Genomic DNA, 25773 nt, shown 5'->3' with positions numbered 1-25773 from the left:
TATGGCATTCACCAAAGAACAGGCCGTGGCGCTGGAGGCAGCGATCGCGGCAGGAGTGCTGAGCGTTCGCTACGCCGACCGCACGATTACCTACCAGAGCCTGGACGCAATGCGGCGCACGCTGAAGCAGATGCGCGAAGAGCTGGGCGACGGACCGAACAGTGGCAGGCGCCGGAGTCGTGTTGTCCGCCTCTACCAGTCAGGGACCGGCAATGTCTGATATCGCTGAAGGAAGCTACCGGGCAGCCGGCAACGGCCGGCGCCTGCGCACGTTCCGTCCGACCTCGCTCGGGCCCAATGCCGCCTTGCAGGGCTTGCCGACGTTGCTGGCCAGGGCCAGGCACCTGGCCCGGAATGACCCGTGGATGGTCAGCGCGCTCAACAAGAGCGTGTCGAACGGCATCGCCACCGGAATCCAGGCCAAGCCGATCTGGGGGACCAAGGACCACAGGAAGCGCGTCACCAAACTGTGGCTGCGTTGGGGCAAGTATGCCGACGCTGACGGCGTGCTGGACTGGAGTGGGCTGCAGGCGCTGTCGTGGCGTGAATGGAAGGAGGCGGGTGAAGTATTTGCCCGCATCCGATACCGCCTGCCCGAGGATGGGTTGCCGGTGCCGCTGCAGATCCAGCTGATTGAGTCGGAGCAGTGCCCGCAGCACTACAACGGTGTGGCCAGCAACGGGAATGTGATCCGCCAAGGTATCGAGGTCGATCGTATCGGCCGACGGGTCGCCTACTGGATGTACCGGGAACACCCCGGAGACCAACACCTTGCGGTGAATGGCAATGAGCTGGTGCGTGTCCCTGCTGAGCAGGTGCTGCACCTTTACCGGCCCAACCGGGCGGGCGCCATGCGCGGTGTGCCGACATCGGCTCCGGCGCTGCTGCGCATGTTCAACCTGGACCGCCTTGATGACGCGGTGCTCGAGCGGCAGGCGCTGGCCAATCTGTTCGCGGGCTTCATCACCACTGATGCCAATTCAGAGGGAGAAGAGGGCGAAGCTGTCAGCGATTTGATTACCGGCGAGGACGATGATGGCACCGCCACCGGTGGGCTGGAGCCCGGCACGCTGCAGGAGCTGCCGCCGGGCCGCAAGGTCACCTTTGCCGCGCCCCCAAGTGCCGGGGCGGATTATGCCGAGTTCCTGCGTGGCCACCTGCTGGCTATCTGCGCCAGCCAGGACGTTCCCTACGAGGTGCTGACAGGCGACCTGCGCAACGTCTCCGACCGCGCGCTGCGCCTGATCCTCAACGAGTTCCGCCGCGTCATCGAGCAGGACCAGTGGCTCTACATGATTCCCATGTTCTGCCAGCGGGTGCGAGACGCCTTCTTTGACCAGGCAGTGCTGGCCGGGCTTCTCAAGGTGCCGCGCTATGCGGCAATTCGGGATGACGTGACCGAGACTCTGTGGGTTCCCGAAGGCTGGCCCTGGAGCCACCCGGTGCAGGACGTGACATCTGAGATCAAGGCAGTTCGTGCCGGTCTCAAGTCGCGAAGCAAGGTCGTACTCGGTGCCGGTGAGGACCCGGAGCAGGTGGACCAGGAACAGGCGGCTGACAACGCCCGCGCCGATGCAGCCGGGCTGGTCTACGACAGCGATCCCCGCCGCACGAACGCCTCTGGCGCGAGGCAGGGCGACGAAACCGGCGCAGACAGCGCCAACAACAATGAAGGGAACGACGATGACGAGTAAGCCTGGCCTTCTCGCCCGAATCTTCAATCGTGGCAGCAACGCACCTGTGGTGGCATCGCTCGCCGCGGCGGTGCTCAACCAGCCGCTCATGGTCCAGCCGCTCATAGGCGAAGCCTTGGTGGGTGGCTACCTCGAGGGCAAAATCACCAGCGCGGACAGCGTCCTGAAGGCCGAGCGACTCGAGACCGCTGGCGGCGCCGACGGCGCTGGCCAGACGGTAAGCATGGCCGCCCCGGTGATCGGCGTGATCAATCTCTCCGGAGCCATGGTCAATCGGCCAATGCCTGGCGCCAGTGGGCCGGGACCGGTGAGCTACGCTGCCGTGCGCGCCGCTTTCGACGATCTACTGGAGGACGACGCTGTTTCGTCCATCATCCTGCGCCTCGATACGCCCGGTGGAATGGCCTCTGGCTGCTTCGACCTGGTCGACCACATCTTCGAGGCGCGGGGCCGAAAGCCGGTGTATGCGCTGGTGGATGACCACGCGTATTCGGCTGGGTTCGCGCTCGCATCGGCCTGCGACGAGATCTGGATCAGCCGCACAGGCGGGGTCGGCTCGGTGGGTGTGGTTCGTTACCACTACGACTGGAGCGGCAACAACGCCCAGATCGGTCTGAAGGTGACGCCGCTGTTCGCAGGTGCCCGCAAGGTCGACTTCGACCCCAACTTCCCTCTCGCCGAGGAAGCGCTCGGCGCAGCCATGGCCGATCTGGAGGACATGCGGACCATCTTCGTGGACACCGTGGCGCGAAACCTTGGTATGGACGCGGAGATGGTGCGCGCCACCGAGGCGGCCTGCTATCGCGGCCAGGGCGCCGTCGATGTTGGCTTCGCGACACGGCTTGGTACCTGGCACGACCTGATTGCTCACATCGGCGCTGGCGGCGCTCCAGCGCCGCAGAATGCTGGAGACGATCCTGTCGAGGATGCCCCGGAAGCTGTCAGCAAAGCCCCGGTGCTGGAGGCACCAGCGGAGCCGGTTGCACCGGTGGTGCCGGAGCCTGCTACCGCAGCCACGCTCGCCGCCGCGGTAGCCGGAAGCGAACTTCCGGCCTTGCTCGGTATGGCGCTCATTCGTCGTGGTGTTCAGGCCGACGAGAGCACAGACAAGGCCCTGGCCTATGCCACTGACGTCCGCGACGCATGCGCCGCAACGCTCCGGGGCGACGAGTCGCTGGCGGCCAGTTTCATCGAGAAGAACACCGACCTCGACGCGGTGCGTACGCAGTTGCTGTCGATGAAGGCGGAGGAAGGCCGTAACTCACAGGTCATCACCGCGCACCCGGCCTCTCAGGCCGAAACACGCGCCGCCGAACAGAAGGCGCAGCTGAACCCCACCAACATCTACAAGAAGCGAGGTAACTGAGATGGAGATTTCCCTGGCCGGCACCCGTACCGGCGAATTCCTGCTGTCCGAAGCGAATGGCGAGCGCAGTCGCGAGCTGATCCGCATTCCGGCGGGGCAGGGCATGCTGGCCGCCGGCACCCTGCTGAAGGCCGACAACACTGTGGCCACCAATGGCGCTTCGGCGGTGAAGGTGCTCTATGGCCCCGTCGACACTGGTAGCGATGCCGGTGGGCTGGCGGTGAAGGGCGCTGCCGTAGCCCGCGACGCTGAGGTCTTCGGCGAAAAGCTGGTTTGGGCACCTGCCGTCACTGACGACCAGAAGCTGCTCGCTGCGCAGAGCCTGGCCGAGTCCGGCATCGTCACGCGCTGGACGCAGACGCCGCGCGCATCCAATACCGCCCATCACCTCGCCTTCGTCTCGGTGCCGGTCACCGGTTCCGTCGGTGAGCCGCTTGCTGCCGTGGTGCTGCACATCAAGGATGTATTTGGCGCACTGGTGACCGGTAGCACGGTGAGCGTGACGCTGACCAAGGCATCCGGTACCGGCAACCTCACCGGCGGCGGCGCCAAGGCGGCCGTTGGCGGCGTCGTTACCTGGGATGCGGCCGAGCTGAGTGCCGCAGGCGACTACACCCTGAAGGCTGCAGCTCAGGATCTGGGTGACACCACCACCGACACCATCACCGTCTCGGCCGCCGTCGCCGGCTAAGGCCGGCGCCTTCCACCTTCTGGCCCCGCCTCGGCGGGGCTTTTTCGTATCCCCCATCTAAGAGAGAAATCACATGGATCTGCAGACCCTCCTGGCGCTGGGCGTGCTGAGCCTCGACGCCCTGAACGCATACATCAACAACCTGCCGCGTATCTCCACGCGCATTGCCGACATGCGGCTCTTCCAAGAAGAGGGCTTGGTCGGCACAACGATCGTCCGAATCGGCATCGATGGAACCAAGCTGGTGCTGGTCCCGAACGTGCCGCGTGGCGCACCGGGTCAGCCGAAGGGCCTGGAGCGTGGCAAGGTTAAGCTGCTGGAAACCACCCATCTGCCGCAGAACTCGACCGTCATGGCTGACCAGCTGCTTGGCGTGTGGGATCCGGCCGATCCGGAAGGCAGCAACGTGGCCGCAGTGGTCAACAAACTGCAGGTGGTCCACAAGCGCGACCTCGACTACACGATCGAGTTCCACCGCATGGGCGCCCTGCAGGGCAAGCTACTGGATGCGGACGGTTCGGTCATCCTGGACTTCTACGAGGAGTTCGGTGTTGATCAGTCCGTGATCGGCATGGAGTTCAACAAGGACGCGACCAAGGTTCGCGCCAAGTGCATGGCGATCAAGCGTGCGATCGAGGACAAGCTGGGCGGCGTGCCGTACACCGGGGTCCACGTCTTCTGCAGCGCAGGCTTCTTCGATGCCCTGACCGGCCATCCGGACGTGGAGAAGGCCTACGAGCGCTGGCAGGACGGCGCCGCACTGCGCGATGACGTCCGCAAGGGCTTCGTCTTCGGCGATATCACCTTCGAAGAACTGCAGGGCAGCACCGGTGGAAAGCTCGCGCTTGCGGACGGTGAGGCCATCGCCTTCCCGCTGGGCGTGCCGGACATGTTCCTGACCCGCTTCGCGCCGGCGGACTACCTGGAAACGGTGCGCGGCATCGGCCTGCCGTACTACACCAAGACCGCACCGATGCGGATGAACAAGGGCATCCAGCTGGAGAGCCAGTCCAACCCGCTGAACATCAACACCCGTCCGGATGCGGTTATCCGCCTGAAGGCCGGCGCGAAGTAAGCCGAGCGCCCGGCCCGCCACGGCGGGCCGGGCCGGAGGTCACATGGCCCAGATCAAGATCGGGGTGGACCCCGAAGACATGCTTGGCCGGCAGCTGAGCGACCTCGAGCGCACCCAACTCCCTTTCGCTGCCTCGCAGGCGGCCAACAAGGTTGCCTACGAGATCCGGGAGCAGTGGAAGGTGCAGGCAGGGCGGGTGTTCGATCGCCCAACCCCGTTGACGACCAACGCGGCGCTCTATCGCAAGGCCACCAAGGACAAGCCCTACGCCGAGATCTACATCAGGGACGAGGCCTTCAAGGGCACCCCGCCGGCGAAGTACCTGCTGGCGGAGGTTGAAGGCGGCCAACGCCGGCGCAAGGGCTTCGAGCGGCTGCTGCAAAGCAAGGGCCTGCTATCGCCGAGCCAGTTTGCGGTGATGGGCCGCGGCGCCCGGCCGAACCAGTACGGCAACGTGCCGGCCGGCCAAGTAACCAAGATCCTGTCGCAGCTGGGAGCCCAGCGGGACAAGTATCAGAACCAGACCGAGACCAGCGCCAAGCGGCGCCGGACGCGCGCGCCCACCGGTGGCGAGTACTTCGTCATCACCAAGCGTCGTGGTCGGCTCAGGCCAGGTATCTACGAGCGGATCAGCACCGGTTGGGGTTCTGCCGTGCGCTCGATCTTCCTTTTCACCGATTCCGCCGCCTACCAACAGCGCTACGACATTTTCGGCATGGCCGAGGACACGTGGAAGCGGCTGATGCCGTTCTACCTGAAGCGCGAGTTGGAGAAGGCGATGGAAACTGCGAGGCCACTGCCTTGAATCAGAAGGACTTCATGCAGCGCTTCGATGCGCTGACGTTCAAGGCATTTGGCGCCGCGGGCGTCGCCGATGCTGCTCACTTCATTGCTGCGGATGGCACCCAATCGCCCTGCACAGTGTTGCTGGACGAGAGCGTGCAACAGTTCGGCGACGTCGATGCCGGTCCGGTGTCTGCCGCGTTCGACCGAGTAACCCTGCAGCTGAGCGAGGTTAAACCTCGCAACGGCGCGATCGTACTGATCGATGGAAGCGGGCGACGTCTGAAGCTGGTGCAGAAGCTGCGTGGCGACGCATCGACGGAGCAGTGGGAGGTGGCCAATGCCTAGCCCACGCCGGCAACTGCTGGAAGCAATGGGCGTCACCCTGCAGCAGATCTGCAAGGTGAACGGGTATCTCACCGACGCCGGCACTGGTTGGACGCTGGAGCCGACACCTGGCGACACCGACACGGCAGCCGTGCTGACCGCCGTCATCGAGAAGCAACAGCGCGCAACGGACCCCGCGAAGATCAGCACCCATCGCCTGACCACCGTGAGCGTGATTGCCAGGGTGCCGTCGGACACCGAGCAGTACCAGGCCGGCCTCGATGACCTTGTCAGCGACGTCGAGGCCGCTCTGGAGAGTCGCGAGACGGCTCACAACTACCCCGATGGCATCCAAGTGCCGGTCTATGTCGGCATGGAGCCCCTGATGCCGGAGAAGGCCGGCGCGGGCTGGGTGGGAGTCCTAATCACCTACCAGACCAACATCCCCAAGAAATGACCCGCCGCTAAGCGGCAACCCAACTGGAGAGCCATCATGGCCGAAGATTACAGCTACCTGGGCAGCGGCATCGTCCTCATCCGAGAGTGGAACAGTGGCCTGCCGTTTGAAGAGATCGGCAACGTTTCCGCGTTCAGCACCGCAGCGCAGACCAACACCCTCGAGCTGGCGGACAACCAGAATCCGGGCGGCGGTATGGCCAACAGCGTCGACCGCGTCACCGGGTGGAACCTCAACTACACCTTCCACGACTTCAGCCCGGCAAACTACGCGCGCGCCACCCGTGGCAAGGCCACCGATATCGCCGCCGGCACCGTTACTGACGAGCTGGTGCGCGCATCTGTGGGGGCGTATGCGCCCTTGACGCGCATTGCTGCTGAGATCACCTCGGTCAAGCCGGTCACGGGCACCGCGGCGTATGAGGCTGGCAAGGACTACCGTCTGGAGCGCGGGATGCTGTTCATCCCGACCGGCTCATCGATTGCCGCCGCCGATCCGGACGGCAGCCCGAACGTCAAGGTCTCGTACAAGAACGCGGCTCTCGGCCACGTTGAGGCCGCGGTGACCAGCCAGAAGTTCTACGAGGTTCAGTTCTACGGCGCCAACGAAGCGCGCAGCGGCAAGGCCGTGCGATTGGTGTGCCACAAGGTGTCCGGCGGCGTCATCGAAAGCATGGGGCTGATCGGTAACGAGTTCGGCCAGGGCAGCGTGCCGGGCAAGCTGCTGAAGGACGCCGCCAAGGCCACCGGCAGCGACAAGTCGGCCTACTTCTACTGGCAACAGGAGAAGTGACGGTGCAGGACATGGATGCAATCACCCCGCCTACCCGCTCGGTTCCATTCCGCGGCAAGGTGTTGGTGGTGGGGCCACTGCGGCTGGAGCAACTCGGTCCGTTCATCACCGCCAGTCGGTCCACGATCGGGCGTATTGCGATGCTCGCCGGCCTTCCCGAGGGATCGTCGGCGGTCGACGTGGGGGCGTTGGTCCTGGACCTGCTCGAGCAGGACAGCACAGAGATTGCCACGGCGCTGGCCGTGGCAGTCGACCAGGAGCCGCAGTGGGTTGCGGGGGGCACGCTTGAGGAAGTGGCGGAGCTGCTCGAGGCGGTGGCGGGCCTCAACCGTGATTTTTTTGCCCTACGGCTGAGGCGGATGGTGATGGTGATCAGGGAAGCGGTCAGTCCTTCGGTGCCGCCGACCTTGTCCAGTTCCTAATCGCGCGCGGGCACCGCCGGCGCGAAGTACTCGGCTACACGCTGGCCCAGCTGCGGGCATTCACCGCAGCTGCGGCAAGAGATGACAGACAGCGCCTGGTTGAACTTGCCTTGGCCGTGCGCGTGGCCTTTGGAGCCGATGCCGCGGGCTGGCAGCAGTTCCAGAACCTGATGACCGGCAACGCGCCGGCTCAACCTCCGAAGGAGTTACCAACCCATGGCTGAGCCATCTGCCAACCTGCGTGTCCGGATCAGCGCGGACCTGGCCGACATTCGGCAGGGTCTGGGTGTGCTTACTCGGCAGCTGCGCGAAGTGCGCAGCGAGGCCGGCCGGCCACTGCCGGCGAAGAACCCGATCACCGATCTTGGTGTCTCTGCTGGCCAGACGGCGCAGGCAATGCGCCAGTTGCCTGCGCAGTTCACCGACATTTTCACCAGCCTGCAGGGTGGCATGCCCTTCTTCACCGTGCTGGTGCAACAGGGCGGCCAGATCAAGGACAGCTTCGGTGGCGTCGAGCCAGCACTGAAAGGCGTGTCGTCGGCGCTGCTGGGGATGGTGAACCCTTTCACCGTGGCTGCCGCCGCCGTGGGCCTGGTGGTGTTCGCGTGGTACGACGCGGAAAAGCAGGCGCAGGCGTATACCAAGGCGCTGGTGCTGTCGCGCAACGAAGCGGCAGCAACGACGTTGACGCTGGTCAATATGGCGCAGAAGACCAGCGATGCGCTGCAGGTGTCTGCCGGCGCCGGCGCGGAGGCGGCGCAGGCTGTTGGATCGAATGGAAAGATCGCCGCGCAGAACCTGCAAGCCGTAGCCAATGCGGCCGTGGCCATGAAGGAAATCAGCGGGCAGGCGCTGGAAGAGACCGTCGCCCTTTACGCGAAGCTGGCCGAGGATCCGGTCAAGAACGCGCAGAAGCTCAATGACCAGGTCAACTTTATGACCACCGACCTCTATGAGCACGTCAAGGCATTGCAGGAGCAGGGTCGGACGCAAGATGCGGTAACCGTAATCACGCGTGCTTCGGCTGGTGAAACCGAGATGGCTTTGGCGAGGGTGAGGGCAAGCCAGAACCCGGTCATTCGCGGATTCAAGGAACTGTGGGTGGAGGCGACGAAGGCATGGAGGGCCATGCAAGCAAGCACCGGTGCGGGGCCCCTGGCCGCACAGATGCAGCAGCTGTTGTTGGCCAATCAGCGTGACGCTACTACGATGAATAGGGGCGTCGCCGATGGCATGAGCGCTGCATGGGTATTCCAGTATCGACAGCGCATTGAGACGCGAGCCAAGCAGATCAAGGAGATTGCCGCTGACCTGTCGAAGGAGCGGAAGGATGCGGAGCTGAAAGGTGCGCAGGCAGCATCGCTGGATTTCGTCGTGGAGATGGACGGCATCATCGAAAGGCAAGAATCCAAGATCCAGAAGAAGCGTACGGAGATCGATCGGATCAATGGCGAGGCCGAGACTGCTCGGAAGAAGGCCCAGGCAGTCGGGCTGACTGCCGAGGTCGAGAAGATCGAACAGCGCCGCGCGGCGGCGGTCGAGGCGATCGAGAAGAAGTACAAGGAGAAGCCCAAGGCGGGCAATGGCTCAGCTGCGCGCGGCGCAAGCCTGCAGGGCTATAAGGACGATCTGGTGCAGGAACAGGCGACCATCGCCGCCAGCACACAGACGCTGCGCGCGCAGTATGCCGCGCGGCAGATTACTGCCGAGGCCTACTACAGCCGCATGCGGGAGCTGATACAGGCTGGCACCGATGCGGATGCCCGCTCTCTGGAAGCGCAAATTGCGTTCCTCCAGAGGCAGAACGTGGCCGGCAAAGAGGGCATCACGGTAAAGCGCCAGCTGGGCGAGCTGGAAGCCCGGTTGGCCAAGGTGCGGACAGAGGGGGCGGCAAGGCTGCAGGTGCTGGCGACCGAAGAAGAGCGGTCGGCTAAAACGCGCAAGGCCGCGATCGACGCCTACACCGACGCGCTCGAGGCCAGTAATGAGGCACTCCGGCGCCACCTCGAAACGCGCGCTGCCCAGGTCGGGATGGGGGATCGTCAGTACGAGATCCAGCAGCGGATCAACGATGCGTACGACGACCAGGCCGAGAAGCTGCGGCAGCTCACGCTGCAGCGCAATGCTGATCAAATCGACAGCTCGACCTACGACGAAGAGAAGGCGGTCCTGCTCGCCAAGACCCTGGACAGGGTTCAGGCCATCCGAGATGGCTACACAGAGTTGCAGGCCGCCGAGAGCAATTGGCTTCTTGGGGCCGCAGCCGCCTGGGAGAACTACAGGCAGCAGGCCAGCAACGCCGCCCAGCAGATGGGGGGTGTTGTCGGCTCGGTGTTCAGTGGCCTTGAAGACGTCTGGGTAAAGTTCACGCAGACAGGCAAGGTCAGCTTTTCGGACATGACCCGCTCGATTCTGGCGGATCTGGCGCGAATCCAGATTCGTCAGGCAATGGCGGGCATAGGCGGGTCATGGCTCAATGGTGCTCTCGGCGCTTTGACCGGCGGCATCAATGCGGCCGGCAACGCGGCGGTCACAAGCGGTACCGGTGCGATCAATAGTGACCTGCTCCAAAAGCTGCTGCGCGGCGGCAAGGCCGATGGCGGCTACACCGGTGCCGGCGGTAAGTACGAACCGGCTGGCATCGTGCACAAGGGCGAGGTGGTCTGGTCTCAGGCCGATATCGCCAGGGCCGGCGGTGTTGGCATCGTGGAGGGCATGCGCAGGGGCCTTCGCGGCTACGCAGAGGGCGGGGTGGTGGCCGGCGCGACGCCGGGAGTAGGCGGCGTCGCCGCACTGAACGTGCGGGTGATGAACGCACCTGCCGGTACTACAGCGTCCGCATCGCGCAATCGCGATGGCGGCTTCGACATTGACGTCATGTTGGGCCAGGTCGACAAGTTCATCGGTGGACGCATCTCTGGCGGGTCAGGAACAACCTACTCGGCCATTCGGGACCGTTTTGGTCTAAAGGATTCAATCTGATGGAGATTTTTCCGGCAGTTGCCCGGGTAACCTTCGATGGGCAGGTGCGTTCCTTCGACCCCTCGGTCGAGCGAACTGAAATGGAACGCGGCCTGCCGAAGCAGCGCTTGCTCAACAGCCAGGTGCTCGTAAAGCAATCCATGACGCTTTACTTCGCCAGCATCGGGGATGCGACCACGTTCGAGAGCTGGTACTTCGATGTGATCAAGCGCATCGGCTGGTTCGAGATGGTGCACCCGTACTCAGGCCAGACGATCAAAGCGCGCTTCGAGAATGGCGCTCTTGGTGACCTGGTGCCAGACGAGAAGCTCACGGGAGACTTCAAGATGGACACCGTTGTGGAGTACATGCGATGAGCTCATTCACCGAGCGCAGGCAAAGGATCACCGATCCCGACGGCATTCTGCTGTTCCTTGAAGTTTCCGCGCCGTCATTCACCGAGACGCTTCGGATCGTCAACGACACCCGAAACTGGACCAGTAACGGTGTCGAGTATGTCGGTGTTCCGTTTGGCTTCAAGCTCCCAAACGATGTAAGTGGACAAACTGCCAGGGCGGTCCTGACCTTGGACAACGTCGGCCTGGGTATCACCGAGGATCTGGAGAAGCTGCAACCAGACGATCTGGTGACTGCTGTCCTGATGGTGAGCGATAGGGCAGATCCGAACATGATCGAGCGGCGGTATCAGTTGCCGATGACCCAAGTGTCAGTCAATGGGCAAACGGCCACCGCGCAGTGCGGATATGACGCGATCATGCGGCAACAGGCGAGTCGCCTGCGCTACACGCCGTTCAACGCGCCGGGGCTGTTCTGATGGGGGCGCTACAGGATGCGGAGCGCTTCGTAGGAATCCCCTACGACGAGGCCGAGATGGATTGCGCGGATCTCGTTGCGCTGGTTCAGCGCGAGCTGTTCGCGCGCGACGTTCGGATGCCGGGGCGAAGGCCAAGAGGGGTCGAAGGGCAGGCAGCCCTGGGAAGCCTTTCTAGGCCTATGTGCACGCCAACGGATTCGCCGCATGACGGCGACCTGGTCTTAATGACCGAAACCCCACACAAGCGCCCCGGCCATGCCGGGGTTTTTTTTTACCTGGCTCATGAGGGCTGGGTTCTTCACAGCAACGAAAAAAGCGGATGCAGCGTTCTGCACCGTGTTCGTGACTTGCCCGCATTCGGGCTTCGAATCGAGGGTTACTACGCATGGGCCTGATGCAAGAACAGCCTGTTGAGCCGGGACGACTGATCATCACGCCTCACCCGTTGCTCGTGGATGGCCAGCGCAACGTGACCTGGGAGCTGCGTGCCGGCGAAAGCCTGTACTCGCTGTTGATGCGTAACGTGCCGGAGCTGGATGGCCAGCGCTGGGACGTTGCAATTGGTGGCCGGATCGTTGAGCGACACCTGTGGCACCACGTGCGGCCGAAGCACGGCCAGGTGATTGAGGTCAGGGGCGGAGTAGGGCGGTCGGCCCTGCGATTCGTTGCGATGGCCGTGCTTGCCTACTTCACGATGGGTGTCGGTGCTGGTTGGATCGCGACCACCTTTGGCGTCTCAGCTGGCGCTGCAGCGGCAATTGGCGCGGGCATGTTCATGGCCGGCAGCATGCTGATCAACAAGGTGCTGGCGCCGAAGGCGTCCAAGCCGGACAACCGGCAGGCCGAGTCGGTCTACTCGATCAGCAGCGCTCGGAATCAGATGCGGCCGTATGAGCCATTGCCACTGCTGTTCGGCCGCGTCCGTATCACGCCGGACCTGCTCAGCAAGCCTTACTCGTGGTTTGAAGGCAACGATCAGTACCTGGGCATGTTGCTTTGCGCCGGCATCAATGTGGGTCGCATCGAGCAGCTCTACAACGGTGATACAGCGCTTTCGAGCTACGAGGGCGTGCAGGTCTATCACGCCGGCTACAGCCAAATGGCCGACCAGGCCATTCCGCTATACAGCAATGCCGACACCATTGATGGCGCGGAGCTGCCCAAGGACAAGAGCTGGGTGGAGCGAACCACCAGCGCCAACACGATGCGAATCCAGATCAATCTGGAGTACATCCTCGGCGGTACCGGCACCAGCGGCAAAGCGTACTCCATCGGTGAAACGATCGAGGCGCAGTACCGCCCGGTGGGCACGCTGAGCTGGATGCCTCTTGCGAGCCAGAAGTATCATTCCGACCGATTCGACGTGCGACGGGCGACCCTCAGCCGTGACGTGGCATTGGGGCAGTACGACGTCCGCGTAAGGAGCCTGGGCGAGGGCAACTATTCGGGTAAGAACACCCAGAAGAACGACTTCCAGTGGACAACGTTGACCAGCGTCCAGCAGGACAACGCCGATTACACCGGTGTGGCTCGTTCAGGCCTGCGCATTAAGGCAACGGGGCAGCTCAACGGTGCTCCCGACGAGATCCGCGGCGTCGCCGCGGCTGATCCGATCCCGGAGTGGAACGGCTCCGAATGGGTAGTGAAGGAGTCGAGCAACCCCGGTGCTCATTGCGTGGCCTACGCCCGTGGAATTCGGCGCGCCGGGCGGCTCTTGGGCGGCATGACATTGACCGATGCCCAGATCGATCTGGAGGCATGGAAGGCCTTCTCCCTGCACTGTGCAGCCAATGGCTACACCTACGACAACCACGTGAGGGACGTGCGCAGCCACGGCGATGTTCTGTCGGCCATCGCGCGGGCTGGATTCGGTGAGATCAGCTGGGCCGGTGGCCGACTCGGAGTGGTGTGGGCGGCCCAGGATCAACCGCTGTCCGGTGTGGTCAACATGGCCACGATCAAGAAGGGGCAGTTTCAGGTCGATTACAGCCTGGTCAGCTCCGCTGATGGGATCGAATACACCTATATCGACCCGGCGGACTGGCAGGCCAAGACCCTGCGTGTGCCAGCTCCCGGAGTTGAGACGATGCTCAACCCTGCGCAGGTCAGCGGCGAAGGTGTGACCTCGGAGCAACACGCTGCGCGGCTGGCTCGGTGGCACCTGGCGCAGTCGCTGTATCAGTACAAGGACATCGGCTACAGCACCGATATCGAGCACCTGAGTTACCAGCGCTTGTCGGTGCTCGCGCTCCAGCACGACATGACTCAATGGGGATTTGGCGGCCGGGTGGTGGCAGCCCAGCGAGTCGGCGCGGACGTGCAGCTCACTCTTGACGAGCCTGTTCCTTACCGCGCCGGCGCAAGCGCGTTCATTGGCCTGCGGATCCCCGGAGAGCGGGTGTATCGGGTGCTCAAGGTCAAGGCCTTCACGGGCGAAAGTGACGTTCTGACGTTGGCTGAGGCATGGCCTGATGACGCAGCGCTGCCTGGCGACAGCGAAGAGAACCCGGCACACGACACGCTGTGGATCTATGACTTCAAGCAGACGCCTGGCTACCGGGTGCGCGTGACCAGCATTGAGCCAGAGGATGGGCTCAAGGGGGCCGCCATTCGTGTGGTGCCGGAGGGCCCAGAGTTCTGGAACTACGTCCTGACCGGCAAGTACGTGCCGCCGGAGAATGGGTCGTCGCTGCAAACTCGACCGGTGGCCAGTAATCTACGAATCACCGAGCACCAGGTGGTGCAGGGCGATACAGTGTTCACCGAGCTGACGGCCACCTTCGATATCAGTGGCCCGGTGGGGAATGTAGTCGTACGCGCCGCCGGCGTGGGCGGAGAGCTGCAGGACGTTGCCCAAACCACTACGCGGACGGCCACGTGGCGCATTCCGAGCCCAGGGCGCTACACGGTCGTTGTACGGCCCCATTCACCCGATGGGCTACCAGGCACAGCTGTGCAGGGCGTCTACATCACTTCTGCCGCTGGCATGGCACCGGTGCTGGTGGACCTGTTCGATGTTGAGCAGCGAAGCGGCGGGGTGCGGCTCTACACCTGGGGCTGGCTGGAAGACACGATGCGATCGCCCGACTTTGCAGGCGTTGAGATCCGCTACGTTTCTGGGCACGTAGCGGAGCCGAGCTGGGAGGCGATGATGCCTGTGGGCCAAACAGGCTTCCACACTGCGCCTTTCGAGGCAGTAGTACCTGAGGCGGGTCTGTGGACGTTTGCGTGCCGGTCGCGCAATACCAGCGGCACCTTGTCCGACACCATGCGGGTTGTACGCAAGAGCCTGCAGGCAAACCTCGGTGAAGTGATCAGTGGCGTCGAGGAAGGCTTGGACGAGCACGGCCGGAACCTTGCCAAGGAGATCAGTGACCGAATTGATGCCGATCTGGCCGAGGCGGCTGCGCGTACTGAGGCTTTGTCGCAGGCTGCCCGCGATCTGGCCGCAGAAGCGACGGCGCGCGCACAGGCCGATGCTGCCGCGATTCAAGCAGTCGCTGACGAAAGTGCTGCCCGTGTAGAAGGCTTGCTCAATGAGAAGCTGACACGCGAGGCCGCAATCACTCAGGAACAGCTCACTCGGCAGAGTGAGGTGGAGTCGCTTTCGCGTGCCTTATCTGAGGTGGCTGCTGGCAGCGGCACTCAGTTCGACAGTTCGGTGATCTGGTACTTCGACAAGACGGTGGAGGGGTGGACCGGAAACGGCACGCCGACCTTGGTCGACGGTTGGCTGCGGCCAGCCAACGCGGCCGCGTCTCCTTGGGTGCAGTCACCGCTTGCACTGGCCGTGGATGGGGGCGCATATCGCTTCGTGAAGCTGCGCGTGAAGCGCGTCGGCACACCGGTGTGGGAAGGCGGCATGCAGTGGATAACTGCATCCGATGCCGCTTGGAACGCCCAAAAGAGCGTGAGCATTCCAGAGCCAAAATGGGATGCCAACGGTGTGGCCACCTTGGATGTTCAGGACGTGGCATGGTGGCCAGGCGTTGTAAGCGCCATCCGGATCTACCTTGGAGCCTCGCAGACTGCCGCCAACTACTACCTGATGGATTGGGTAGCCATCGGCAGGCCCAACCCCGGAGCGAGCATCGCGTTTGTGCAGGAGGAAACTCAAGCACGAATTGCAGCCGATTCGGCAGAGGCCTCCCAGCGCAACACATTGGCGGTTCAGATCAGAGGGCAGTACACCGGCAGTGACCTGTCTCAGGTTACTCAGGGCTTCATCGCGGACGAACGCACTGCCCGGGCTGCGGCGGACGGCGCCCAGGTTGGCCGCATCAGCGCCATGGAAGTGCGCATGCCAGCTGGCACGGGAAAGGTGGCGACAGAAGCCAGCGTCACGGCTGAGCAGCAGGCCAGGGTCAGCGGCGACGAAGCGAATGCAAGCGATCTTCTGCAGGTGAAGTCGCAGCTGCCGGCGATGGTCGCACAAGGCTCCAACTTGGTCCTTAACGGCACATGGCAAGCTGGCAAGGACGTGGGTTGGACGCATGACCCCGGGGCTACCGGGACCACGTGGCCGGCGACGGAGGGCCGCGGAGGAAGTCAGTGCATTCGCTTTGACCCCGGCGCTGTTCGCCAGAAGGCTGCCTATGCCAACGGCCGCTCAGCGATGCCGATAACACCCGGAAAGGTCTATCGCTATGGGTGTTGGTATCGCAGCAGTCCTGACTTCAACGGCACCCCTGGCAACAGCAAAATGCGGCTATCCAATCAGAACGAGGAGCTGATCGGCGGCGCGACGTTCTTCACGTCTGACAAAGCGGCTTGGACTTACCTGAGCGCCGTCTACTCGATCCCCGAGAACACTTCGATCACCGGACTGAAGCTGAGTATCCTGGCCGACAACACTGCCGGCACGTTGTGGGTCGATGACGTTGCACTGGAGGAGGTGACCGAGGTACTTGCATTGGCGCAAGGGCAGCAGGGCCTGAGCAGCCGCGTCACCAGTGCGGAAGGCAAGATTGATTCGCAGTCCAACTTGATCACTTCGCTCACTAATCGCGTTGGCACGGTCGAGAGCGGAACGTCCGCTAACACCACCGCTATCAGCGGCCTGGCCGGACGGGTGACCGTTGCGGAGGGGAAGGTCGAAGCGACCAGCTCGAGCGTGACCACGCTGGAGGGCCAAATGCAGTCCGTCGGTGGGGATAACCTGCTGTGGAACAGCAGCATGGAAGACGCCCCAGTCGTCACCGCGGCCCCGACCGGCTGGAACTTGGAGCGCATCCGCAGCGACGTGGGTGGTGCTTTCTCATCGGTTGATTCTCCGCTGACCGGCGGCGGTAAGGCCGTCCGGCTTGAGTGGACGGCTCTGGGGAACAATGACTGGTGCGGGCTGAACCGTGCGGGTCCTGGCACGGGGTACACGAAGGTCGAGAAGTTGACCGACTATGTGCTGTCCAGCTGGGTCCGGGCAACAGCGGGCTCGCGACTGCAGCTCTTCGTTGTGTGGTTCAACGAGGCTGGCACGACTGGACTAGGTACGATCACCCTGCCTTACGTCATCGCCACGGGTCAGTGGCAGCGCCTGATTCTGCCTGCGCGCTCCAATGACGTCGCCGAGCGTGCTCGTGTATATGTGGGTCGGCAGACGGCCAGTGGTGCAGGGCCGCTCTGGATCGAGATCGACAACGTGCAATTCCAGCGCGGCTTGGTGGCGACGGAGTACCGCCCGAGCGGTCAGGAGGCGATCAACGGCACCAACGCCAACGTTCAGGCGATCAGCGGGCTTTCCACCCGCATGACGTCTGCTGAAGGCAAGGCGAACGCTCAGGCAGACCAGATCACCAACCTGGGCGTGTCGATCAACGCGTGGTCCAACCGTGGAGAAAACATCAACACGAATGCCACGTTCGACAGCGGCATGGCCCCTTTCATCAAGAACGGCACCAGTGCAGAGAATGGTGACGTGACCTGGATGGATGGTGGTGGTCAAAAGGGTTCAGCGATTCAGGTGATCAGCAAGGCCGGCGGCACGTCTTCGCCGGGCGTGTACGCCAACAACAACCGCTGGACCACCATCGCCAAGGGGGTCAACCGCAAATTCCGCTCGGTGATCGTGGCGCGCGCTACTGCCGGAGCCGCGACCATCACGGCCCGCCTTAGGGTGCGTGACGGCGCGGCGGCAGGCGAAGGCAACAGCGACCAGACGACTGCGACCCTGACCGACGTATGGACGCGTTACGAGATGGAGCACACCGTCGGCAACGAGCGGACGGATGTGCTGCACCACATTTGGGTGACGAACCGTGGCGCGGCCGGCAGTGAGGCCACGGTGTTGATCGACCGAATCGAGCTTTACGACATCACCCAGGAGGTGGCGATTAGCGCCAATGCCGCGGCAACGGCCGGGCTCACCACGACGGTGACCCAGCAGGGCACCAAGCTGGACGCGACTGCACAGGACCTGGTGAGCCTGAAGACGCAGGTGGGCGATGTGTCGGCCAGCGGCTTCAACCAGCTCAGTACCAAGGTGACGCAGCAAGGGCAGACGCAGTCGGCGCAGGCGCAGCAGATTACGGGGATCCAGACGTCGCTCGGCGGAAAGGCGGAGGCGTCCGTGGTGCAGACCATGGATGCCTACGTGAAGACCCTGGGCGAGTCCGGCAACCTGTTGGCTAACACCACGTTCCCCATGTGGCAGCGTACTGGCTGGGGTTGGTGGAGCAACGCAGGCGCGTGGTTCTCGGAGCTAGGCAATCCCACGGGCGGCTGGGCCGATTGGGCACCCCCAGGCGTTACGGGCATCGGATCTAAGGCGGCAGGAAACACTGCCGTGGGCGAGGTGCGCACCTTCGGGTCTGAGATATTTTCGCCCGTCGAGGCGGGGAAGACTTACTGCTTCTCCGCGTGGATGCAGACGCACCGCGTAGACTCCCGGCTTACCATCGCTTGGTACAACGCGGCAGGACAGCACATGTCCTCGTCGTATGCCCTGTATCAGCCGGAGAACGGGGGTAATGCGTCCACGGGGGGGCTGTCGTCTCTGCCCCGATCCTTTGCGATAGGCAAGGCACCGGCAGGTGCGGTGTCGGCGCGGGTGGCGATTGACGTTCGATCGTCGGGTAACGCAGCAGCCAACCCACCGTACTTCTGGATGTTCCGTCCCATGCTCAGTCAGGTGGCGGACGGCGCAACACAGCCGCCCGCGTGGACGGCGGGGGGTATGGAGTCGTCTGCGCAGTGGGGCGTCAACGTGCGCGCAGACGGCTACGTGGCGGGTCTGTCCCTTGGTGTGACCGGGAAAACTTCGGAGTTCAACATTCTCGCCGACGTGCTCCGGGTTTCGTCGCCTTCCGGTGGCCGTCGAACGGAGTACAGCGACGGGCACTGGCGCGCGTATGACGAGTGGGGGCGGTTCAAGGCGCGCTGGGGCACTTGGCCGTAATCGATATGGGGCAGCCGTGGATGGCTGCCCCTCATCCATTGTGTGAGGTGATCTGTGCCCACGGGCTTTCAAACGTTCAACGATGACGGAAGCATCGATATCGATATCACCACGCGACTTGCCGGGTTCGTGACGTCCATTGGAACGGACTCGAACCACGGCGGTTCTGTGGCGATTCCCTATGTACCAACCGGTGACTTCTTCTACTGCATCGTGCCGCCTCCGGGATGGGTGGGTCGGCAGCCGTCGCTGGTGTACCGGGATGGTCGCGTCTACTGGTATGCGGACGTGACTGGCGGCGGCGCGCCGGCTTACCAACTGGTGCCCTGCACCGCGTTCATAGGATGGAGCTGATATGCCAGCAGGAATGGAGGCGTGGACCGACGATGGTGCGCACGTGCAGATTTCGCCGGACTACCCAAACTTTCACCTTCGGCACCGGATCGACTTTGCCGAGCCCGGCGTCGTGGTCTACGAGATTGCGGGGCAACCCGCGTTCACGCGGATGATCGAGCGGAGGTTCCAGGCAAGCACCCCAATCGTTGCCGCAATCGCGGAAGACGATGGTAAGCCGATCGTGCCTGTGCTGGTGAATGAAGGTGGCGGAAACTGGCTGGTGCGCATCTACGCCGGGTCGCAGCCAACCAGGGTGGCCGGAACGCTCTGGATCTATGACTTGGGGGTCTATCAGCGGGCCAACTACGGTTTCGAGCTGTTCCGGGATGACGGCAGCCTGTCGTTCTCGACCGCAGGTAAGCCCATGCGAATCATCCAGGTGTTCCCCCCGGCGAACGGATCGAGCACAACTCAGCAGTGGGTGGACGTGCCAGCAGGGCGGCGCTACGCGGCCGTGACGTGCCGTGCGTGGGTGCAGACGCAGGTCCCGGTGGGTTACCGCATCAGCGGACCCAACCGCAACGGGTGGGGGCCGCAACGGTTCTACACGGCCGGCAGCACAGCGCTGATACCGGCCGGGGAGAGCCAGACTTTCAACCAGCTGGGCATGACCGCGGTGATTGACGTAACGGGGCACTGACAGCACAGCTCGCCATCACATCGCGGAGACGGATGCTGCGGCCAGATAGCGGCCATGTGCTACTCCGCCCAGATCACCGCCGCCTACCAGAAGCTGGTCCGAATGACCGGCGCCACTCTGTCGCTGCAGGAGTTTGCGGCGCTCTACGCCCACGATCCGGGGAAGAAGCGCCCGAAGACCCCGAAGGCAATGGATGACGCCTTCCGGGCGGGCGCGAGTCCGGCGGAGCTGGCAGTGTGGGCCGAGGTCGAGCAGTGGAACCGGGCCGAGGCCGCGGTATTGGAACAGGAGCTGTTCGCCAATCGGAAGCGCCTGGCCGACGCCGAGCGCGCGCTGCAGGTGAAGGAGACGAAGAAGGCCCGGGAGGACGTGCGGATCGCCGGCAACAAGATCGATCGCGCCCTGGCCAAGCTGGCCGACCTGAAGCGTACCGACCCCAAGGACCGGGATAGCCGGATCTTCCCCGGCGTGTATGCCCCGGTGATCGTCTCCGAGGGAGGCAAGCTGGTGATCAGGCCCATGCGCTACCAGTGCCGGCTCGCCGGGAAGCCGGCCAACTACGATCAGCGCTTCCCGGGCACCTACAACGCCCGCCGCGACAGCCTGGAGAAGTTCTGGGCGCCGGCCTTCGGCCACACCCATGGCCTACTGGTGGTCGATACCTTCTACGAGAACGTGGAGGGGCCGGACGGCAAGAACCAGGTGGTGCAGTTCACGCCGCGCACTGGCGAGCCGATGCTGGTGGCCTGCCTCTGGTCGCACTGGAAGGATCCTGCCGGCCGGGAGCCGGATCTGCTGTCGTTCGCCGCCATCACCGACGACCCGGAGCCCGAGGTGGCCGCTGCTGGCCACGACCGGACCATCGTCAACATCAAGCCTGAGCACGTGGACGCCTGGCTCAATCCGGATCCAGCGGACCTAGCCGAGCTATACCGGATCTTTGACGATAAGCGGCACCCGTTCTACGAGCACCGAATCGCTGCCTGACTTGCTCTAGTGGTTGCTCTCCAACGACGCGGAGCCACTGTCATGTGAAGCTGTCATCGTTCCGTTTGTGGTGTGCGTTTGTGCCACCGCCAATACACGATTCGGGCTTGACTGCGCAACCCGTTCCAGCAGGTCTGAAGCGTCCTATTGGAAGGGTATCGGGCGCCGATGGCAGAAGCCTTGTGGCACAAGGGATTGCCGAATTTCACTACATTTGGCGTTGACGGACCCCATTACCCCCACTATCTTGCGGGCTGTCGGACGTCAGCACGCCTTGGCGCGGTTTACAAGGTACTGATCCGGCAAAAAAAGATGGCCCGAGGTCCCGACCAAGAGATCCTCAGGCCACCTACGTCAAGAACCGCAGTACATGTACTACGGCACATACATTCACCGTTTGCAGCGATGAATGTAAGGCAGTTAGGTTTCCCTAACGGCTGTCGGCGATCATAGCGTCTTGCTAGCGAACGTCAACTTGCCGTGGTTCATGGACTGCACAATGCGAGTCCATCACCATGCAAAAGTGTAAAAGCGTTGTACCAGGTGTTTCCCGTCATATCTCCGGCAAAAGCCTGATCGTTGGCGGTGTTCCCTTCACGTTCCCGACCGGAAAGCTGCTCCAGGCGGCGAACTTGCCTGATGCGGAGTTTCCCGAAAGCTGGCGGAAGGCTGCCCCGGTCGCAGTAGTCATCGAAGGCGTTCGTTGCTTCACGCCTACGGAACTGGGCCGGCGCCACGGCCTGTCTGCGCAGAAGTTCAACAAGCTGTTGGAGGGCTGTGGTCTCCAGGCCAAGCGCGATGGCCAGTGGTGCTTGACGCCCATGGGGCAGGCCTTCGGCGTTCTCCTGCAGGTACACAAGAAGCAGCTGCGCGGAACTGACGTGCAGCAGTTGAAGTGGAAGGAGACGGTCCTGGCCCATATGGGGTACGCAGTCTGAGGAAAGGCGCGCCCGCGGCGATTCTGCTGCGGGCGTTGCCTTCGCGACGCAGAACGGTTCAGGTACCGATGCGTTAAGAATCGCAGCTTCTGAGACGGCCGGGCGTATCCTCCGGACATGCTTCCTTCACACGGATACCAAGGCGCCAGCAGCCCCGAGCCTTACCAGGCTGGTTGGGTCCACCGTGGCGATCGATGGGCGATGATCTGGAACGCAAGGGAGGTGGCCACAGTGCGGGCAGAGCCTGGTGGCGGCGTCGTCGTGTGGCTGGACTTGGGCAAGATGTGGGAGACGCAAGAAGTGCGTATGCGCACGCCTGAGGAAGGCCGGCGCTACGCTGAGAGCCGAGCGGCAGCCAAGTTGTACCCGGGCGTTCCAGAGACACAGGCAATCGCGGATCTTGGTGGCGGCACTGATCTTGCGCCGCTGCCAACTATTGAGGGGCTCCCGCGTGGATTCCGCTGGATCAAGCCCAGCCCCAAGGCGAAGGAACGCACTGTGATTGCCTACGGCGAACAGTGGGTGGTGGCCATCCACCAGGACAACCCGCGTGGCCCGCTGCAGGCGGTTCTGGCCCTGCACATCGACTTCCCCGAGGGCCGTCGCCCCGTTCGTACGTGCAGTAGCCTGCAGCAGGGGAAAGCCGGCGCCGAGATATGGGTCGCCAGGCACCAAGAGAGCATCGTTCGGGAGATTCAGCAGGCCCGGCGACGAGCTCAACTGCCAAGGCTGCAGATGTAAGCCGTCTCCCTTCAGGCGCTCCGCGTCGCGGCTACAGCGACACCTGTGCGGCATGCTCGCTGCATGGATAAGTCGCCCGGAAAGCAAGCCAGCCTCGAAACGACCGCCGCCGCTCAGCTGCAGCATGCCAGCGCACTGGAATCCGACCGCTCGGGTAGTTGGAAGGCTCGGGCCCGCCGCCAGCGCAGTGCAGCCCGACTCCGAGCCTCTGCCAGCGGGAACCAGCGCGCTGCGAACAGATTGGCAGCGCTGGATCTCCCAGAGGACCTTCCGTTTTAGACGGCAGCCTTCGGGCGAAGCTCTGTGACGGTGGCTCCTTGGCCGGTCAGCAGCTCATACAGCGACGCGATCGCGCCGCGCTTCTCCGCATCGTATTCGTACTTGTTGTAGTGCCGCTTCTGCACGCCGCTGAGGCCGTGTGACTGCACATGGCCCCGCACTTCCTCCGAATAGCCGGCTGCAGCCAGGCGCGTCTCGACGGTTCGGCGCAGGTCGCCAGGAGTGAACCGCGGTCCTTCAAGCTCGTCGGCGGCAGCCATTTCATCCACCACCCGGTCCAGCGCGCCACGGAACACGTCGTAGGTGACTGCTTCGATGCCGTCGCTAATAGTGAACAGGTGCACGCCGAGCTTCTCCCCGTGCATCTTGGCTAGGTCTGCTGCGCTCTGCGCGATCAGCGGCACTACATGGACGCGTGGGCGCTTCCGCCGGCCCTTGATATCCAAGATCCGAATGGATTGGTGATCCTGGTCGAAATCGGTGGCCACCATTCGGGCCATCTGCGAGATGCGCTGGGCGCCGACCAGTAGATGGAACCGGAGCATGGCACCGCGAGCGTCAGGCATGGCCGAGATCCGGCGCCAATAGGCGCGCAGCTCGGAGATGGAAAGGGCGTGCTCGCGGGGTGTGCCACTGTCCATGGTGGACAGGTCTTGGGCGGGGTTTCTGGACAGGTTGAGCACTCGCAGGGCCGATGGCGCGGCAGCGTCCTGTTTGGCGCGAATGGCGGCAGAGTAGGCGGCCCGGAGGTACGACCGGATCTTTCCAGCCTCCCGCAGCTTCTTCGCTTCCACCAGGCGCGCCAACACCGGGATCAGATCGTCCAGTTCAACCTCGGCCGCCGGCCGGCGCCAGAGTTCGGGCCAGGCCTTCTCTACGTGCAGGGCCACCGCCTTTTCCACATTTCCGGCGCTGATCTTTCCTGCCGCCTTGAGGCTCCCAGCGTAGGCAGTCATTAGGGCGCCTAGCGTCGCAGTGCTCAGCGCGTTGGCCTCGGCTTCGGCTCGGGCCTGTGCTCGCGCAGCGGCCGCCTCTTCCGCCTGCAGTGCGGCGCGGAGGTCGCGATCGCCGGCCTGGTAGCGCCGTGCCAAGGCAGCTGCAGCAGCACGTGCTTCTGCGAGGCTCAGGGTGCTACCGAGGCTGAGGCGGTCCTGCTTTCGATTGGGACCGGTGTAGCGGTAGTAGAACCCGACAGCACCCGATGCGAGCTTGCGAGCTTGCAGGACTCCAGCACCATGTGTGGCTGCGTCGTTGGCCCATTCCCCGGGCGCGAGTGCGGCGAGGCCGCGAGCCGTGAGTTGTCCATTTCCCTTCGCCATCTGGTGCCTACTTGGTGCCTACATTGAGTGGGCATGCAGGGTGCCAGCTGGGACTGGTTGAAACGCTAAGGAATGTAAAATCAGACACTTAGCTTAACGAATGGGTCAGGCTGGAACGTACTGGAACGCGTCGCGCAGGACTTTTAATCTTTTGGTCGAAGGTTCGAATCCTTCACGGCCCACCATTGCATCCAATGACCCAGGTCATTCAGAAAGGCACCGCAATGCGGTGCCTTTTTTGTTGCCCTGGTTCGGGGCCTCTACTTCGCCCGCATTCCCTTGGCTTTTGCGGCCGCCGCGTCGGCAGCTTCCTGCGCAGCCGTCGCTGCCGCATTCGCGGAACGCGCCGCCTCCGCTTGAGCCGCATCGAAATCGGCCCGGCGTTGCGCGCTGATCCGGCGTTCCAGTTCTGAATATGCGACGTAGCTCTCCGGATACTTCGCGACGCAGGCCTGCTGCAGCAGCGGGATCGCGCGGTCGGACAATCCCGGTTGGAGGTGGGCGAGCAGGCAGTCTGCATACGCTGCGGATGCTGGGGGAGCGCTGCTTGCCTGCGGTGAACCAGCAGCAAGGGTGGTGGCGATCAATACACTCAACATGGGAACCTCCTCCTTGGGGATATGAGCGTGGCGGTGACCAGCCTGTGAGCCAAGGTGCCCGTTCCATGACCATCACCGACTCCATGGTGCTCCAGTTCCGGTAGATCGGCAAAGCGCCGCGAACGACAATGCCTCCGGCGGTCTATGCTCAGCGCTTTCTCAGGGTGGGTTTTCCCATGCGTCTGATCGTGCTGTCGCTGTTGTTGTCCGCTGTCTCCGCCACTCCGCTGATGGCCGCCGAACCCGCACCGCCCACACAGGCTGCTGCCGCCACCCCACTGGTCATCGGCGAAACCTTCACCATCGAGTCGAAGGCACTGGGCGAGACCCGCCGCATCAATGTCTACCGCCCGCAGCCGTGGGGCCTGGACCCGAAGGCGCCGTTGCCGGTGCTGTACATGCCTGATGGCGGCATCGGCGAAGACTTCCTGCATGTGGCGGGACTGGTACAGGTGCTGAGCGGCAACGGCAGCATGCGTCCGTTCCTGCTTGTCGGCATCGAGAACACCGAGCGTCGTCGTGACATGACCGGCCCCAGCAACGACCCACAGGACCAGAAGATCGCGCCGCGCATCGGTGGCTCGGCGGCCTACCGCAGCTTCCTGCGCGATGAACTGATGCCGCAGGTGCGCCTGCGCTACCCGACTACCGACGAGCGCGCGCTGATCGGTGAATCGCTGGCAGGCTTGTTCGTGGTCGAGACGTTGCTGCAGGAGCCGACACTGTTCAACAGCTACATCGCGCTGGACCCCAGCCTGTGGTGGAACCGAGGCACGATGCTGGCCGGCGCAGCCAAACAGCTGTCGGCGGTGACGCGCGCACAGCCGCACGTGTTCCTGGCCAGCAGCGGGCAGCCGGAACTGGCCGCATCCACTGCACGACTGGCCGCACTGCTGCAGCAGACCTCGCCGTCGCCGCTGGTGAAGTACCTGCCGCTGCCCGAGGAAACCCACGCCACGATCTACCACCCGGCCGCGCTGCAGGCGCTGCGCACGCTGTTCCCGGCACCACCCCCGGCCTCGCCTTGACCCGGCGTGGCGCCGCGCGGCACGACATGTGAGGATGCGGTAGCGGCGCC

Annotated in this window: 22 protein-coding genes; 20 read left to right on the top strand and 2 right to left on the bottom strand. The window is 63.7% G+C overall.

The features are described 5' to 3' along the window. Position 1: 1 nt before the first annotated feature. The 19 genes from ABR323_RS14220 (at position 2) to ABR323_RS14130 (ending at position 22498) form a co-directional block, all read left to right on the top strand. Complete coding sequence (locus ABR323_RS14220; protein WP_439449776.1) at positions 2-220, top strand: phage head-tail joining protein; 219 nt, start codon at positions 2-4, stop codon at positions 218-220. Next, positions 213-1694 carry a phage portal protein gene (locus tag ABR323_RS14215; protein ID WP_439449775.1) on the top strand — a complete coding sequence of 494 codons (1482 nt, stop codon included), beginning with the start codon at positions 213-215 and terminating at the stop codon, positions 1692-1694. The genes ABR323_RS14220 and ABR323_RS14215 overlap by 8 nt, the downstream gene beginning before the upstream one ends. Further along, positions 1684-3060 (top strand): S49 family peptidase, encoded by a 1377-nt coding sequence (locus ABR323_RS14210; protein WP_439449774.1) that lies wholly within the window; start codon positions 1684-1686, stop codon positions 3058-3060. The genes ABR323_RS14215 and ABR323_RS14210 overlap by 11 nt, the downstream gene beginning before the upstream one ends. 1 nt (position 3061) lies before the next feature. Next, positions 3062-3751 carry a head decoration protein gene (locus ABR323_RS14205; protein ID WP_439449773.1) on the top strand — a complete coding sequence of 230 codons (690 nt, stop codon included), beginning with the start codon at positions 3062-3064 and terminating at the stop codon, positions 3749-3751. Between the two features lie 73 nt (positions 3752-3824). Next, positions 3825-4826 carry a major capsid protein gene (locus ABR323_RS14200; RefSeq protein ID WP_439449772.1) on the top strand — a complete coding sequence of 334 codons (1002 nt, stop codon included), beginning with the start codon at positions 3825-3827 and terminating at the stop codon, positions 4824-4826. A 43-nt stretch (positions 4827-4869) separates the two neighbouring features. Further along, the gene (locus ABR323_RS14195) at positions 4870-5631 is read left to right on the top strand and encodes a hypothetical protein (protein ID WP_439449771.1); all 762 of its coding nucleotides are present in this window, start codon (positions 4870-4872) and stop codon (positions 5629-5631) included. A gap of 14 nt (positions 5632-5645) precedes the next feature. Continuing rightward, complete coding sequence (locus ABR323_RS14190; RefSeq protein ID WP_439449770.1) at positions 5646-5957, top strand: head-tail joining protein; 312 nt, start codon at positions 5646-5648, stop codon at positions 5955-5957. A gap of 25 nt (positions 5958-5982) precedes the next feature. Then, a complete protein-coding gene (locus ABR323_RS14185; protein ID WP_439449769.1) occupies positions 5983-6393 on the top strand; it encodes a hypothetical protein in 411 nt (136 codons plus the stop codon). A 36-nt stretch (positions 6394-6429) separates the two neighbouring features. Further along, complete coding sequence (locus tag ABR323_RS14180) at positions 6430-7185, top strand: hypothetical protein (protein ID WP_439449768.1); 756 nt, start codon at positions 6430-6432, stop codon at positions 7183-7185. 11 nt (positions 7186-7196) lie between these two features. Next, positions 7197-7607, top strand: coding sequence for a hypothetical protein (locus ABR323_RS14175; RefSeq protein ID WP_439449767.1), 411 nt, complete (start codon positions 7197-7199; stop codon positions 7605-7607). Positions 7608-7823: 216 nt separating this feature from the next. Further along, on the top strand, positions 7824-10589 hold the full coding sequence (locus tag ABR323_RS14170; RefSeq protein ID WP_439449766.1) for a phage tail tape measure protein: 2766 nt from the start codon (positions 7824-7826) through the stop codon (positions 10587-10589). Then, the gene (locus ABR323_RS14165) at positions 10589-10945 is read left to right on the top strand and encodes a hypothetical protein (protein WP_439449765.1); all 357 of its coding nucleotides are present in this window, start codon (positions 10589-10591) and stop codon (positions 10943-10945) included. Before ABR323_RS14170 ends, ABR323_RS14165 begins: the two co-directional genes overlap by 1 nt. After that, positions 10942-11403, top strand: a complete 462-nt coding sequence (locus ABR323_RS14160; protein ID WP_439449764.1) for a DUF1833 family protein — start codon at positions 10942-10944, stop codon at positions 11401-11403. The genes ABR323_RS14165 and ABR323_RS14160 overlap by 4 nt, the downstream gene beginning before the upstream one ends. Further along, positions 11403-11798, top strand: a complete 396-nt coding sequence (locus ABR323_RS14155) for a peptidoglycan endopeptidase (RefSeq protein WP_439449763.1) — start codon at positions 11403-11405, stop codon at positions 11796-11798. Before ABR323_RS14160 ends, ABR323_RS14155 begins: the two co-directional genes overlap by 1 nt. After that, positions 11789-18796, top strand: coding sequence for a host specificity factor TipJ family phage tail protein (locus tag ABR323_RS14150; RefSeq protein ID WP_439449762.1), 7008 nt, complete (start codon positions 11789-11791; stop codon positions 18794-18796). Before ABR323_RS14155 ends, ABR323_RS14150 begins: the two co-directional genes overlap by 10 nt. A gap of 397 nt (positions 18797-19193) precedes the next feature. After that, positions 19194-19832 carry a hypothetical protein gene (locus ABR323_RS14145; protein ID WP_439449761.1) on the top strand — a complete coding sequence of 213 codons (639 nt, stop codon included), beginning with the start codon at positions 19194-19196 and terminating at the stop codon, positions 19830-19832. A gap of 54 nt (positions 19833-19886) precedes the next feature. Then, positions 19887-20819: an SOS response-associated peptidase family protein gene (locus tag ABR323_RS14140; RefSeq protein ID WP_439449760.1), complete on the top strand. Its 933-nt coding sequence runs from the start codon at positions 19887-19889 to the stop codon at positions 20817-20819. Between the two features lie 515 nt (positions 20820-21334). Beyond that, a complete protein-coding gene (locus ABR323_RS14135) occupies positions 21335-21757 on the top strand; it encodes a hypothetical protein (RefSeq protein ID WP_439449759.1) in 423 nt (140 codons plus the stop codon). Between the two features lie 201 nt (positions 21758-21958). After that, complete coding sequence (locus ABR323_RS14130; protein ID WP_439449758.1) at positions 21959-22498, top strand: hypothetical protein; 540 nt, start codon at positions 21959-21961, stop codon at positions 22496-22498. A 275-nt stretch (positions 22499-22773) separates the two neighbouring features. Here ABR323_RS14130 and ABR323_RS14125 read toward each other — a convergent pair whose 3' ends face one another. Together ABR323_RS14125 and ABR323_RS14120 are read right to left on the bottom strand one after the other, a co-directional pair. Continuing rightward, entirely contained in the window at positions 22774-24096 is a 1323-nt protein-coding gene (locus ABR323_RS14125) for a tyrosine-type recombinase/integrase (protein ID WP_439449757.1), read from the bottom strand. Positions 24097-24356: 260 nt separating this feature from the next. Next, on the bottom strand, positions 24357-24695 hold the full coding sequence (locus tag ABR323_RS14120; RefSeq protein ID WP_439449756.1) for a hypothetical protein: 339 nt from the start codon (positions 24693-24695) through the stop codon (positions 24357-24359). 176 nt (positions 24696-24871) lie between these two features. On the opposite strand from ABR323_RS14120, the gene ABR323_RS14115 reads away from it, so the two are divergent. Then, a complete protein-coding gene (locus ABR323_RS14115) occupies positions 24872-25723 on the top strand; it encodes an alpha/beta hydrolase (RefSeq protein WP_439449755.1) in 852 nt (283 codons plus the stop codon). Positions 25724-25773 lie beyond the last annotated feature (50 nt).

The sequence above is a fragment of the Stenotrophomonas sp. ATs4 genome (assembly GCF_051861585.1).
GTDB lineage: Bacteria > Pseudomonadota > Gammaproteobacteria > Xanthomonadales > Xanthomonadaceae > Stenotrophomonas > Stenotrophomonas maltophilia_AS.
This window is presented reverse-complemented; position numbering and strand designations above follow the sequence as displayed.